The organism is Blastococcus sp. SYSU DS0669 (assembly GCF_054050895.1).
This window is the reverse complement of record NZ_JBJHAE010000001.1, coordinates 311,726-325,068: the sequence shown is the minus strand read 5'-3', so window position 1 is coordinate 325,068 and position 13,343 is coordinate 311,726. Positions and strand designations below refer to the sequence as shown.

Annotated in this window: 13 protein-coding genes and 1 tRNA gene; 11 read left to right on the top strand and 3 right to left on the bottom strand. The window is 75.1% G+C overall.

Annotated elements, in window-relative coordinates:
* Nucleotides 1–19 precede the first annotated feature (19 nt).
* Complete coding sequence (locus ACI792_RS01515) at nt 20–610, bottom strand: 5-formyltetrahydrofolate cyclo-ligase (protein WP_456601017.1); 591 nt, start codon at nt 608–610, stop codon at nt 20–22.
* 27 nt (nt 611–637) lie between these two features.
* On the opposite strand from ACI792_RS01515, the gene galU reads away from it, so the two are divergent.
* The 6 genes from galU (at nt 638) to ACI792_RS01485 (ending at nt 5,600) form a co-directional block, all read left to right on the top strand.
* On the top strand, nt 638–1,558 hold the full coding sequence (gene galU / locus ACI792_RS01510; RefSeq protein ID WP_456601016.1) for a UTP--glucose-1-phosphate uridylyltransferase GalU: 921 nt from the start codon (nt 638–640) through the stop codon (nt 1,556–1,558).
* A gap of 115 nt (nt 1,559–1,673) precedes the next feature.
* Nucleotides 1,674–3,104 carry a molybdotransferase-like divisome protein Glp gene (gene glp / locus ACI792_RS01505; protein ID WP_456601015.1) on the top strand — a complete coding sequence of 477 codons (1,431 nt, stop codon included), beginning with the start codon at nt 1,674–1,676 and terminating at the stop codon, nt 3,102–3,104.
* 11 nt (nt 3,105–3,115) lie between these two features.
* Nucleotides 3,116–3,748 carry a GNAT family N-acetyltransferase gene (locus ACI792_RS01500; RefSeq protein ID WP_456601014.1) on the top strand — a complete coding sequence of 211 codons (633 nt, stop codon included), beginning with the start codon at nt 3,116–3,118 and terminating at the stop codon, nt 3,746–3,748.
* A 178-nt stretch (nt 3,749–3,926) separates the two neighbouring features.
* Entirely contained in the window at nt 3,927–4,637 is a 711-nt protein-coding gene (locus tag ACI792_RS01495; RefSeq protein ID WP_456601013.1) for a hypothetical protein, read from the top strand.
* Between the two features lie 108 nt (nt 4,638–4,745).
* Nucleotides 4,746–4,819 (top strand) — tRNA-Ala (locus ACI792_RS01490).
* A 136-nt stretch (nt 4,820–4,955) separates the two neighbouring features.
* Nucleotides 4,956–5,600: a ScbR family autoregulator-binding transcription factor gene (locus ACI792_RS01485; RefSeq protein WP_456601012.1), complete on the top strand. Its 645-nt coding sequence runs from the start codon at nt 4,956–4,958 to the stop codon at nt 5,598–5,600.
* A 70-nt stretch (nt 5,601–5,670) separates the two neighbouring features.
* Here ACI792_RS01485 and ACI792_RS01480 read toward each other — a convergent pair whose 3' ends face one another.
* Complete coding sequence (locus ACI792_RS01480) at nt 5,671–7,206, bottom strand: dolichyl-phosphate-mannose--protein mannosyltransferase (RefSeq protein ID WP_456601011.1); 1,536 nt, start codon at nt 7,204–7,206, stop codon at nt 5,671–5,673.
* A 103-nt stretch (nt 7,207–7,309) separates the two neighbouring features.
* Between ACI792_RS01480 and rsmI the strand changes: the two genes are divergently transcribed.
* Together rsmI and ACI792_RS01470 are read left to right on the top strand one after the other, a co-directional pair.
* Entirely contained in the window at nt 7,310–8,149 is an 840-nt protein-coding gene (gene rsmI / locus ACI792_RS01475) for a 16S rRNA (cytidine(1402)-2'-O)-methyltransferase (RefSeq protein ID WP_456601010.1), read from the top strand.
* A gap of 39 nt (nt 8,150–8,188) precedes the next feature.
* Nucleotides 8,189–8,500, top strand: a complete 312-nt coding sequence (locus ACI792_RS01470) for a hypothetical protein (RefSeq protein WP_456601009.1) — start codon at nt 8,189–8,191, stop codon at nt 8,498–8,500.
* 113 nt (nt 8,501–8,613) lie between these two features.
* On the opposite strand, the gene corA is transcribed toward ACI792_RS01470, so the two are convergent.
* On the bottom strand, nt 8,614–9,717 hold the full coding sequence (corA, locus tag ACI792_RS01465) for a magnesium/cobalt transporter CorA (protein WP_456579402.1): 1,104 nt from the start codon (nt 9,715–9,717) through the stop codon (nt 8,614–8,616).
* Nucleotides 9,718–9,897: 180 nt separating this feature from the next.
* Between corA and ACI792_RS01460 the strand changes: the two genes are divergently transcribed.
* The 3 genes from ACI792_RS01460 to ACI792_RS01450 are packed head-to-tail and all read left to right on the top strand — an operon-like array spanning nt 9,898 to nt 13,287.
* Nucleotides 9,898–10,566, top strand: coding sequence for a hypothetical protein (locus tag ACI792_RS01460; protein ID WP_456601008.1), 669 nt, complete (start codon nt 9,898–9,900; stop codon nt 10,564–10,566).
* A gap of 46 nt (nt 10,567–10,612) precedes the next feature.
* Entirely contained in the window at nt 10,613–12,409 is a 1,797-nt protein-coding gene (gene metG / locus ACI792_RS01455) for a methionine--tRNA ligase (RefSeq protein WP_456601007.1), read from the top strand.
* Nucleotides 12,406–13,287 (top strand): TatD family hydrolase, encoded by an 882-nt coding sequence (locus tag ACI792_RS01450; RefSeq protein WP_456601006.1) that lies wholly within the window; start codon nt 12,406–12,408, stop codon nt 13,285–13,287. The genes metG and ACI792_RS01450 overlap by 4 nt, the downstream gene beginning before the upstream one ends.
* The last annotated feature ends 56 nt before the right edge of the window (nt 13,288–13,343 follow it).

Genomic DNA, 13,343 nt, shown 5'->3' with positions numbered 1-13,343 from the left:
CTGCGGCTCGCTCACTGTGTCAGTGACTCGCCGGTAGCGCCTGCCATCCACCGGACGGCGTGACCACCGCCGTCACCCGCAGGTCGTGCGGCTCGCCCGGCAGCCGGTCGACCACCTCGTCGTCGAACACGACCGCCACCAGGACCGCCCCGGGCCGGGCATGCCGCAGGGCGCGGTCGTAGTACCCGCCGCCGCGGCCCAGCCGGGTCCCGTCCCGGGCGACCGCCGTCGCGGGGACGACGACGGCGCCGGCCGCGGCGAGCGCGGCCGGGCCCAGCCGCGGCCCGACCGGCTCCAGCAGCCCGAACCGGCCCGGCGCGAGCTCGCCGGTGTGCACCGCCCAGTCCAGCTCCCGGCCGCGGGCGGGCACGACGGGGAGCAGCAGGCGGTCGCGGCCGGCCAGCGCGGCCGGGAGCAGGCCGTGCCCGGGCTCGGCCGGGTCGGGCACGAACGCGGCGACGGTGGGGACCCCGGCGAGCCGGTCGGCCAGCGTGGCGGCGACCGCCCGCGCGGCCGCCGCCCGCTCGTCGGCGGGGCGGGCCGCGCGGCGTCCCAGCAGCTCGGCGCGGAGCGCGGCCTTGGCGGCGGCCTCCGCGGGCGAGGTGCTCACCGGCGCAGCCTAGATAGGCTGCCCCACATGTCGATGCCCCTCACCCGTACGGCCCGGAAGGCGGTCATCCCCGTCGCAGGAATGGGCACCCGCTTCCTGCCGGCCACCAAGGCCGTCCCGAAGGAGCTGCTCCCGGTCGTCGACCGGCCGGCCCTCCAGTACATCGTCGAGGAGGCCGCCCGCGCCGGGCTGCCCGAGGTGCTCATGGTCACCGGCCGCGGCAAGGCGGCCATCGAGGACTTCTTCGACCGCACCCCCGAGCTCGAGACCGCGCTGGAGAAGAAGGGCGACGCCGGTCGCCTCGCCGCCGTGCACGAGTCCACCGAGGTCGCGCAGGTGCACTTCGTGCGCCAGGGCGAGGCCCGCGGGCTGGGTCACGCCGTGCTGCAGGCGGCCGCCTTCGTCGGCGACGAGCCGTTCGCCGTGCTCCTCGGCGACGACCTGATCGATGCCCGTGACCACCTGCTGGAGCAGATGCTGGCCGTCCAGGCCGAGCACGGCGGCTCGGTGATCGCCCTGCTCGACGTCGGCCGGGAGAACATCGACAAGTACGGCGCCGTGGCCGTCGAGCCGACCGTCGACGGCACCGACGTCGTCGCCGTCACGGGCCTGGTCGAGAAGCCACCCGTCGACGAGGCCCCCAGCAGCCTGGCGATCATCGGGCGCTACGTGCTCGCGCCGGAGATCTTCGACGTGCTCCGCGAGACCGCGCCCGGGCGGGGTGGCGAGATCCAGCTGACCGACGCCCTGGCCACCCTCGTCGAGCGCGGTGAGCCGGTCCACGGCGTCGTCTTCGGCGGCCGCCGCTACGACACCGGCGACAAGCTGGACTACCTCAAGGCGGTCATCCGGCTGGCCAGCGAGCGCGAGGACCTGGGTCCGTCGCTCCGCGGCTGGCTGCGCGAGTTCGTCACCGAGCTGCCCGCCGAGGGCGCGTCGTCGTCCTGACCGGCGCCCGCGAGGGCACGATCGGACCCGTGGCACGACGCCGGCCCCGTCCGGGGCCGGCGCTGCCGCGGGGGCCGGTGCCGGGAGACGGCACGGCGGGACGACGGTGGTGAGGATGCTCGGGCAGAGCGACGACGGCAGCAGCGGCGGGGAGTTCCGGGGGCACCGGGACACCGCGCAGGTCGACATGCCCATGGCCCCGCCCCGGCGGACCGGCCCGGTCGCCGGCGCGCCGGCCGCCGCCGAGCCGGTGCCGGCGCAGCGGGCGCTCACCGGACCGGTGCCGCTGCCGGCGGACGGCCGCTCCGACGCCTCCCCCCACGTGCGCACCGTCGAGCGCCACCTCGACGAGATCCTCGCCGCGGTGCCGCAGCCGGACCCGATCGAGCTCGCCGTCCTCGACGCGCAGGGCCTGCTCTGCGCCGAGGACGTCGTCAGCCAGCGGGCGCTGCCGGCCTTCGACCAGGCGGCCCTCGACGGCTACGCCGTGCGCGCCGAGGACGTCGCCGACGCGACCGTCGCCCGCCCGGCGGAGCTGCCCGTCGTGGGGGAGAGCGTGGCGGGGGCCAGCGGGCCGTCGTCGATCGGCCCGGGGCTGGCGATGCGGGTCGCCGCGGGAGCGATGCTGCCGTCCGGGGCCGACGTCGTCGTCCCGGCGGTGTGGACCGACAACGGCGCGGCGCGGGTCGCCGTCCAGGCCGGGCCGCCGGTGGGCAGCTACGTGCGGCTCACCGGTGACGACGTCGCCCCGGGGGACCCGGCCGTGCACGTCGGCACCCCGATCGGGCCCGCGCAGATCAGCCTGCTGGCCGCCGTCGGGCGCGACCGCGTCCTCGTCCGTCCCCGACCCCGGGTCGCGGTGCTGAGCGCCGGCACGGAGCTGGTGGACATCAGCTCTCCGCTGGCGCCGGGCCAGGTGGTGGACGTCAACAGCTACGCACTGGCGGCGGCCGCCCGCGACGCCGGCGCCGACGCCTACCGGTGGGGGATCCTGCCGGGCGACCAGCGGCGGCTGGCCGAGGTGCTCGAGAGCCAGCTGCTGCGCAGCGACCTGGTGCTCATCTCGGGCACCTTCACCGGCTCGGGGTTCGACATGGTGCAGGAGGCGCTGGGCGCGCTCGGGGACATGCGCTTCCGCCAGGTGGCCATGCACCCCGGCCCCGCGCAGGGCTTCGGCCGGCTGGGGCGCGACGAGGTGCCGGTCATCTGCATCCCCGGGGAGCCGGTCGCGGCGCTGGTCTCCTTCGAGGTGTTCGTCCGCCCCGCCATCCGCCTGATGCTCGGCAAGCGGCAGCTGTTCCGGCGCACGGTGCAGGCCATCTCCGGCCAGCAGCTGCTCTCGCCGCTGGGCTACCGCCAGTACCTGCACGGCAGCGTCATGCGCCACCCCGACGGCGGCTACGTCGTCGAACCCGTGGGCGAGGCCACCGACGCCCTGCTGGCGCGGATGGCGCGCGCCAACTGCCTGATCGTCATCGACGAGGACGTCACCGAGGTGGCCGCCGGCGGGCTGGTCACCGTCATGCCGCTGCTGCTCGGCGGCTGACCGCGCCCGCCGTGACCGATCCGCTGCTGCACCCCGGCTGGCCGGCGCAGCTCGCCCGGGGGCCGGTGGAGCTGCACCCGCTGCGCCGCCGCGACGCCGCGGAGTGGAGCGCCCTGCGGCTGGCCAACGAGGACTGGCTGCGCCCCTGGGAGCCGACCGCCGCCGTCTCCTGGCAGGCCCGGCACAGCCCGGCGGCCTACCGGGCGATGCGGCGGGTCATGGCCCGCCGCGCCCGCGCGGGCACCTCGCTGCCCTTCGCGATCCGGGTCGAGGGGCGGCTGGCCGGTCAGGTGACGGTCGACAACATCGTCCGGGGCGCGCTGCGCACCGGGTACCTGGGCTACTGGATCGACCGCTCGGTGGCCGGCCGCGGCGTCGCCTCGCTGGCGGTGGCGCTGGTGTGCGACCACGCCTTCGGGCCGGCGGGGCTGCACCGGCTGCAGGCCGACATCCGCCCGGAGAACGGGCCCAGCCAGCGGCTGGTGGAGCGGCTGGGGTTCCAGCGCGAAGGGCTGCTGCGCCGCTACCTCGACATCGACGGCGACTGGCGCGACCACCTCAGCTACGCCCTGCTCGCCGAGGACCTGCCGCGCGGGGTGCTGGAGCGCTGGGAGCGGTCCGCCCCGGGTCGACCCGTCGACTGATCGGCTCGTCGGCATAGCACGCACGGTGGCCGGTGCGGAGGTGGCCGCGGGTGACACGCCGTCTCCCGTCACACCGGTCCCACAACACATCGGCGACACACCCGCGCGCCTCCCGGACACCGGCCCCCGGCCTGCATAACCTCGCCCGGCGAGTGACTGATGTGACAGGTGGTGTCGTATGGGATCGGGTGTGCTGCTGGCCGCTCTGGTCGTGCTGTGGTTCGTCGTGCTGGTGCCCATGGTGGTGACCCGCGGCGACGGGCAGGACGGCCGGCTCGAACCTGCCGACTCGGGGCGGACCCTGCAGCGGCGTCGCGCGGTGGACCCCGTGCGTCACGCGGCGACCGAGCGGGTGTCCATCGACCGCGAGGTCCTGCGCACCACGGGGGAGCTGAAGGTGGACGTGCACGCGCTGCGCCGCCGGGTGCTGGGCGGCCTGGTGCTGCTCACCCTGGCGTCGCTGGCCGGCGCGCTGCTGCTGACGCCGTGGCTGTGGATCCTCCAGGCGATAGCCACCGTCGCGACCGCGGGCTACGTGCTGGTGCTGCGCAAGGTCGCCCGGCGTGAGCGGCTGGCCGCGCGCCGCGCCGCCCGTGCCGCGGCGCGGGAGTCCCTCCGGGCGCCGGCCCGCCCGGCCGCCCGGCCCGCACCGGCCCAGCGCACGTCGCCGGAGGTGCACGAGACCGTCGCCCAGGAGGCGCTGCCCGTCCTGCCGCACCCCAGCGTCCCGCTCGCCCCCGTGCACGCCCTGCGCCCCGGGCGCGTGGTCGCCGCGCGCACCCCCGCGCCGGCCGGCTGGCAGAACAGCGCGGTGGTCGGGCTGGACGACGACGACATCGGTTTCGCCGACATCGAGGAGTACCGCCCCGCCCGGGCGGCCAACGGCTGAGGAAGCACCCCCCCCGCTCGCGCGCTCGCGGCGGGGCCTGCACGGGGCCGGCCCCGCCCCCGGTGGCGGGGCCGGAGCGGGCGGGCGGTACTCTTCGACCCAGCACTGGGGGCTGTGGCGCAGACCGGTAGCGCACCTCGTTCGCATCGAGGGGGTCAGGGGTTCAAATCCCCTCAGCTCCACCCACACGGTGGTCGGCGCCGCCGGGGACTCCTCCCCGGCGGCGCCGTCGTCGTTCCGACGGGGCCCGATCCGCCGCCCAGACCGCTACGCTGCCCGGCGACACGGGGCGGGACGGCCCCCACGGGAGGCGCTGCGATGGTTGGGTCACCGGTCGGGGCCTCCCCGGCGCCGCGGCGCGCCCGCGGGCGGGCCGGCGACAGCGCCGCCACCCGGCAGCTCATCCTCGACGTCGCCGCCCGGGAGTTCGGCGAGCGCGGCTACGCGGCCACCTCGCTGAACGACATCGTCGCGGGCACCGGCATGACCAAGGGCGCGCTCTACTGGCACTTCGAGTCCAAGGAGAGCGTGGCGGTCGCGGTCGTCCACCAGATGTTCGAGACCTGGCCGGTACTGCTGCGCGGCGTCATCGACTCCCACGACGACGCGCTCGACGCCCTCGTGGCGGTCACCTACGTGGCGGGGCGGCAGTTCGCGACCGACCCGGTCACCCGCGCCGCCAAGCGCCTCATGGCGGAGCTGCCCCCCGAGGCGCTGGCGAGGCTGCCGCAGCCCTACGTCGGCTGGCAGCACGCGCTCGCGCAGCTGATCACCCAGGGCCAGGCCCGCGGGCAGATCGACCAGCGCGCCGACCCGGTCGGCACCGCCCAGGTCATCGTGGCGAGCTTCTTCGGCATGCAGCAGGTCTCCCAGGAGCTCAGCGCGCGGCGCGACCTGGAGGGCCGGCTGGACTCGTTCTGGGCGCTGGTCCTCCCGCAGCTGCGTCCCGAACCGGTCGTCTGACCGGCCGCCGGCTGCGCGATCGGTGACGCCGTCGTCGTCACCGTGCCGGCTGCGGGCAGGCGGTGAGCGCTCAGAACCAGGACGGGAACCACATCCGCTGCGCCCACTCGGGGTGGGAGAGCGGCTGCCCGGTGAGCACGGGCCAGAAGAAGGCGAAGGTGGCCGCGACGATCGCGATGTACCCGCAGGCGGTGGCCAGCCCCGCGCGCCGGCGCCACTCGCCGGAGCCCGGGCGGCCGACGACGTCCTGGAGCAGCAGGGCGACCGCGAGCACGAAGAACGGCAGCACCGGCGCCATGTAGAAGAGGAACATCGTGCGCTCGAGGTTGAGGAACCAGGTGAGCCAGCCCGCCGCGATGCCGACGGCCACGGGGACCGCGGCCGGGTCCCGCCGGGCGACGATCCGCCAGGCGAGCCAGAGCGTGGCGGGGGCGAAGAGGAACCAGAGGGTCGGCGTCCCCACCATGAGGATGTAGCGGATGACCTGCTCGCCCTCGGCGTCGACGAGCCCCTGGGGGTTCCACAGCAGGATCGGCCGGCCGGTCACCAGCCACGACCACGGCCCGGACTCCCACGGGTGCGGGCTGGACAGGCCGTTGTGGAAGCGCAGCCACTCGGCGTGCTCGTGCCAGAGCGACCGCAGGGCGTCGGGCACCCACGGGAACGCCGTCTCAGGGTTCTGCTGGGCCCACGCCTTGCCCTGCGAGGTCTCACCGAGGAACCAGCCGGTGAAGCTGGCCAGGTAGGTCAGCACCGGCACGGCGGCCAGTGCCCACAGCGCGCCGGGCAGCCCGCGGCGGGCCGCCGTCCGGGTCGGCCGGGGGACGCCCGCCGCGCGCCACGCGGAGCGGTCCCAGAACAGCGAGAGGACGGCGAAGAAGGCGAGGAACCAGACGCCGCTCCACTTCACCGCGCAGGCGCAGCCGAAGAGGACGCCGGCGGCGATCCGCCAGCCCCGCGGGCCGAGCCGGAAACCGGTCGCGCCGACGTCCGCGGCCGCCCGCACCCGCGCGCGGACGACGTCCCGGTCGACGACGAGGCAGGAGACGGCGGCGAGCACGAAGACCTGCAGGAAGATGTCGAGGAGCCCGATCCGCGACAGCGTGAACTGGAAGCCGTCGACGAGAAGCAGCACCCCGGCGAAGAGGCCGATCACGGTGGAGCCGGTGAGCCGCCGGGTGAGCCGGAAGAGCAGGACGACGGCGATCGAGCCCGCCACGGCCGAGGGGAAGCGCCAGCCGAAGGAGTCGTAGCCGAACAGCTGCTCGCCGAGCGCGATCAGCCACTTGCCCAGCGGCGGGTGCACGATGAACGAGTAGCCGCGGTTGTACTCGAAGCCCCAGACGAGCAGCTCGCGGGCCTCGGGCGGGTAGTACGCCTCGTCGAAGACGAGTTCGCGGGGGTAGCCGATGCCCCAGAGCCGGAGGGTCAGCGCCACGGCGCCGAGGACGGCGGCGATCGTCCACGCCGTCCGCCGGTCGTCCGGCAGCGGCGGGACGACGTCGCGGCGGCGGGCGGGGAACGGCGGGCGGCGCAGCCGGGGCCCGGCCGGCCGCGGGGGCCCCTGCGGGTCGTGCTCCGCCCGCCCGGGTGCCAGCACCGCCATGCGGTCAGGGTAGACACAGGACCCGCCTGCTTTCGGGCACGTGCAGGCTCGCGCCGGGCCCCTGCAGGCGTGCCGCGGAGGCGGGGCGTGACAGGCTCGGCGGGTGAGCGGACGGCTGGTGCTGGGTGGGGCGCCCCTCGGGCAGCCCGGGGACGTCGGCCCGCGGCTGCGGGCGGCGATGGCCGGCGCCGACGTCCTGGCGTGCGAGGACACCCGCCGCCTGCACCGGCTGGCCGCCGACCTCGAGGTGACGCTGACCGGCCGGGTGGTCACCTTCCACGAGTCGGTGGAGCGGGCGCGCCTGCCCGGGCTGCTCGATGCGCTCTCCTCGGGTGCCACGGTGCTGCTGCTCACCGACGCCGGGATGCCGTCGGTCTCCGACCCGGGGTACTCGCTCGTGCGGGCGGCCATCGACGCCGGGATCGAGGTCACCTCCGTGCCCGGGCCCTCGGCGGTGACGACGGCGCTCGCGGTCTCGGGCCTGCCCGTGGACCGCTTCTGCTTCGAGGGCTTCCTGCCGCGCAAGGCGGGCGAGCGGCGGTCGACCTTCACCGCGCTGGCCGACGAGCGGCGGACGATGGTCTTCTTCGAGTCGCCGCACCGGCTGGCCGACGCGCTGGCCGACGCCGCGGGGGTGCTGGGCGAGGACCGGCCGGCCGCGGTGTGCCGCGAGCTGACCAAGACCTACGAGGAGATCCGGCGCGGCGGGCTGGGCGAGCTGGCCGCGTGGGCGGCCGACGGGGTCAAGGGCGAGATCACGCTGGTGGTCGCCGGGGCGCCGGCGCGCGCCGTGGAGCTGACCGCGCCTGAGCTCGCCGCCGCAGTCGCCGACGAGGAGGCAGCCGGCGCGACCCGCAAGGACGCGATCCGGGCTGTCATGGAGCGCACCGGGCTGCCCAAGCGGACCGTCTACGACGCCGTGGTCGCCGGCAAGCGCCCCTGAGCCCTCGCCTCTGCGCTTCCCGGGGTCTCCGGGCGGCAGGTGACCCCGGGGAGTGCACACCGGCTGCGCGCGCTGGCCGCCGCGTCGCCCGTCCTCGCGGACGCCGTCGTCACCGGGTGCAGCGCCGCCGTGCTGTGGGGAGTGGAGCTCGCCGGTCCGGGTGACGACGTGGAGCTGACCGTTCCTCCGTCCCGGCGGCCGGTCCGCGTCGCGGGCATCGGGGTGCACCGGGCGGCGCTCGCGCGGGACGACGTCCGACCCTGCTTCGGCGCGCGGGTGACCCTGCCCGAGGCGACCGCCGTCCGGGTGGCCGCCGCCCTGCCGCCGGACGACGGCGCGTGGTCTTCGTGACCGCCGCCGATCTCCACCGTCCGGCCGAACTCCTCGCCCGCTTGGCCGCCGTCGTGCAGTTCCCGGGTCAACCCGGCCGTCGGTGACCCCGACGAGCGCACAGTCGGCGCCGCCTACAGCCAGCCGTTGCGCTTGAAGCCGCGGTAGAGCAGCACGATCGCGCCGAGGATCACCAGCAGCACCAGCGGGTAGCCGAACCGCCACTCGAGCTCGGGCATGTGCTCGAAGTTCATGCCGTAGATGCCGGCGATCGCGGTGGGCACGGCGATGATGCCCGCGTAGGCCGAGATCTTCCGCATGTCCTCGTTGTCGGCCATGGTCGTGCGGGCCAGCGACGCCTGCAGGATCGAGGTGAGCAGCTCGTCCAGCCCGCCGACCTGGTCCCGCACCCGGATGGCGTGGTCGAGCACGTCGCGGAAGTAGGAGCGCATCGCCTCGGGGACGACGTCGACCGGCCGCTCCGCGAGCTTCTGCAGCGGCACCTCCAGCGGTGAGACGGCCCGGCGCAGCGACAGCAGCTCGCGCTTGAGCTGGTAGAGCCGGCCGATGTCGTCGGTGCGCTCCGGGCTGAAGACCGACGCCTCGAGCTCCTCGACGTCCTGCTCGACGGCCGCGGTGACCTCCACGAAGGTGTCGACGACGAGGTCGGCGACCGCGTAGAGCACTGCGGAGGGGCCCAGGCACAGCAGGTCGCGCTGCTCCTCCAGCCGTTCCCGCAGGCCGGTCAGCCCGCCGTGCTCGCCGTGCCGCACCGTGATCACGTACCGGGGGCCGAGGAACACCATCACCTCACCGGTGTCCACGACCTCGCTGGTGGCGGTCAGCTCCTCGTGCTCCACGTACGTCGCGGTCTTGAGCACCATGAAGAGCGCGTCGTCGTAGGGCTCGAGCTTGGGGCGCTGGTGGGCGTAGACGGCGTCCTCGACGGCGAGCGGGTGCAGGTCGTACCGCTCGGCGATCGCGCCCAGCTCCTCCTCGGTGGGCGCGAACAGGCCCAGCCACACGAAGCCGTCGCGCTCCTCGGCGACGCGCAGCGCCTCGTGCGGGGTCACCGGCTCCTGCCGCTCCCCGCCGACGTAGACCGCGCAGTCGACGACGGCGCCCTCGTCCGGCCGGCGGGTGGGGCGGCGGTGCTGCGGGCCGGCCGGCTGCGGGCGCAGCGTCGGCGGATCGCTCGGCCCGAGGCGGGTGGCGGGGTGCTCGTCCCGGGTGGTCATCGCGGGTGCCGCCTTCCTCGCGGGTCGTCGTCCGGGATCAGCAGCCTAAGCGCGCGCAGCTCCCGGATCGGGCGGGTGTCCCACCCGAGGGGTGAGGCGGCCGGGACCGGTGCTCCAGCCACCGCCCCGACCGGCCGTCGAGTCACGAGACACCTCCGACCGGTCAGGGAGAAAACCCTCGTGGCGAGCACCGTCCTCGACGTCCGCAGCACCGTCGGGTCGTCCCACCTCCGCCCGGAGCGGCCGGCCCCCGACGTCGCGGTCGGCGGCGGGCTGCGACGCATCCCGGTGCCGGCGCTCGCGGCCGCTGCGCTCTCGGTCATCGAGGCCGTCGGTCTCCTCGCGTTCGGGCTCGCCCGGGCCGACGTCGTCCTGGCCTCCCCGGTCCGGCCGTCGGGCTGGGTCGTCGGACTGGCCCTGGTCGTGCTCGCCGCCTGGGTCGTCCTCACCGCCGGCGCCGGGGCGGCGCTGGTCGACGGCTCCACCCGCACCCTGCTCGTCGTCACCTCGGTGGCCGAGCTGGCGGCGGTGTCGGTGCTCGGCGGCATGGCGGTCCTCCTGCCGTTGCCGACCGCGCTCACCGGTGGCCTGCCGCTCCCGCTGCTGTTCGCCGGCGCCTTCGGGCTCACGATCGGCAAGCTGCTGCTCGTGGACGCGCCGTCGGCCCGGGAGTGGGTGCTCCAGGGCCCGCGGGTCCGCGTGCGCCGCCCCGACCCGGTGGTCGTGCACCGCTCGCTGTGCGCCCTCACCCTCGGCGGCATCGCCCTCGTCCTGGGCGGCTTCGCCGTGCTCAGCCCGGTCGAGGCCGGCCCGCCCGGCCCGGTCGGCAGCGTGGTCTCCCAGCCCTGAGCGGGTTCCCCGGCGACCGGCCGCGGGGTCCGCCTAGTCTCAACGCGTGAGTGATCGGCACATCCTGACCGCCGTCGCGTGGCCCTACGCCAACGGCCCGCGGCACATCGGCCACGTCTCCGGCTTCGGCGTCCCCTCCGACGTCTTCAGCCGCTACCACCGGATGGCCGGGGACCGGGTGCTGATGGTGAGCGGCACCGACGAGCACGGGACCCCGATCACGGTCGCCGCCGACGCCGAGGGAATCACGCCCCGCGAGATCGCCGACCGCAACAACCGGATCATCGTCGGGGACCTGCAGTCGCTCGGGCTCAGCTACGACCTGTTCACCCGGACGTCGACGGCCAACCACGCGCAGATCAGCCAGGAGATCTTCCTGGGCCTGCTGAAGAACGGCTACGTCTTCCCGAAGACGACACTCGGCGCGATCAGCCCCTCCACCGGCCGCACCCTGCCCGACCGCTACATCGAGGGCACCTGCCCGATCTGCGGCTACGACGGCGCCCGCGGCGACCAGTGCGACAACTGCGGCAACCAGCTCGACCCGATCGACCTGATCAACCCGGTCAGCAAGATCAACGGCGAGACGCCGAAGTTCGTCGAGAGCGAGCACTACTTCCTCGACCTGCCGGCGTTCACCCGGGCGCTGGGCGACTGGCTGGGCACCCGCAAGAGCTGGCGCCCCAACGTCCTCAACTTCAGCGTGAACCTGCTCGAGGACCTCAAGCCCCGCAGCTACACCCGCGACATCGACTGGGGTGTGCCCGTCCCCCTCGACGGCTGGCGCGACCGGCCCGACAAGCGCATCTACGTCTGGTTCGACGCCGTCGTCGGGTACCTGTCGGCGTCCATCGAGTGGGCCCGCCGCTCCGGTGACCCCGACGCGTGGCGGCAGTGGTGGCAGACGCCGGACTCCGACGCCTACTACTTCATGGGCAAGGACAACATCGTCTTCCACTCCGAGATCTGGCCCGCCCAGCTGCTCGGCTACAACGGCGAGGGCGACAAGGGCGGGACGCCGGGCCCGCTCGGCCGGCTGAACCTGCCCACCGAGGTCGTCTCCAGCGAGTTCCTCACCATGGAGGGCCGCAAGTTCTCGAGCAGCCGCCAGGTCGTCATCTACGTGCGCGACTTCCTGGCCCGGTACGACGCCGACGCGCTGCGCTACTTCATCGCCGTCGCGGGCCCGGAGAACCAGGACACCGACTTCACCTGGGAGCAGTTCCGCCGGCGCAACAACGAGGAGCTCGTCGCGGGCTGGGGCAACCTGGTCAACCGCAGCGTCTCGATGGCGGCGAAGAACGTCGGTGCGGTGCCGACGCCGGGTGAGCTCACCGACGACGACCGGGCGCTGCTGGGCACCACCTCCGGAGCCTTCGGCACGGTCGGCGACCTGCTGTCGCGCAACCGCCAGAAGGCCGCCATCGGCGAGGCGATGCGGGTGGTCGGCGAGGCGAACAAGTACCTGTCGGACCAGGCACCGTGGAAGCTCAAGGAGGACCCGGCCCGCCGGGACACCGTCCTGCACACCGCGCTGCAGGCGATCAAGGACTGCAACGCCCTGCTCACCCCGCTCCTCCCGCACTCGGCGCAGAAGGTGCACGAGCTGCTCGGGGGCGAGGGCACGTGGTCGGTGGCGCCGGAGATCCAGGAGGTCACCGACCTCGACGACGGCTCGCCGTACCCGATCATCACCGGGGCCTACGACCAGGGGCAGGCGGTGTGGGCGTCCACCCCGCTCGCCGCGCCGGGCACGCCGCTGGCGCCGCCGACGCCGATCTTCACCAAGCTCGACGAATCGGTCGTCGAGGAGGAGCTCCGGCGGCTGGAAGAAGGAGAGTGAGCCGGAGCGCCGCGTCCCGCGCGAACCGGCGGGACGAGCCGCCGCCGTCCCCGGAGCCGTTGCCGGCACCGGCGGTGGACAGCCACACGCACCTGGACATCGTCCTGGACGGCTTCCGTCCCGAGGGGGGGCCGACGGCGACGGACGCCGACGTCGACGCCGAGATCGCGGCCGCCGTGGCGGTGGGCGTCCCGCGTCTGGTGCAGGTCGGGGTCGACGTCGCCTCCTCCCGGTGGTCGGCGGAGCTGGCCGCACGGCACCCGAACGTCCTCGCCGCGGTCGCCGTGCACCCCAACGAAGCCGGTGCCGGGGAGGCCGACGACGACGCCCTCGCCGAGATCGACCGCCTCGCCGCGCTGCCGCGGGTGCGGGCGGTGGGGGAGACCGGCCTGGACCGCTACCGGACCGGCCCCGAGGGCTGGGCGGCGCAGGAGGCGTCCTTCCGCGAGCACATCCGCATCGCCAAGCGGCACGGGCTGGCGCTGGTCGTCCACGACCGCGACGCGCACGACGAGGTGCTGCGGGTGGTCGACGACGAGGGGGCGCCCCAGCACGTCGTCATGCACTGCTTCTCCGGCGACGCGGCGTTCGCCCGGGCCTGCGTCGAGCGCGGGTTCGTGCTCTCCTTCGCCGGCACGGTGACGTTCGGCAGCGCGGGCTACCTGCGCGAGGCCGCGGCGCTGACCCCGCTGGAGCAGCTGCTCGTGGAGACCGACTCGCCGTTCCTCACCCCGGTGCCGCTCCGGGGCCGGCCGAACGCCTCGCGGCTGGTGCCGCACACGGTGCGCGCCCTCGCCGAGGTGACCGGGACCGACCTGGCGCAGTTCTGCGACGCGCTCACCGCCACCGCCGAACGCGTCTTCGGCACCTGGCACTAGCGCCGCCGCTGGGACGCCGGTGTTACCGGAGCGTGACCGGCGCCTGCCCCACGCCC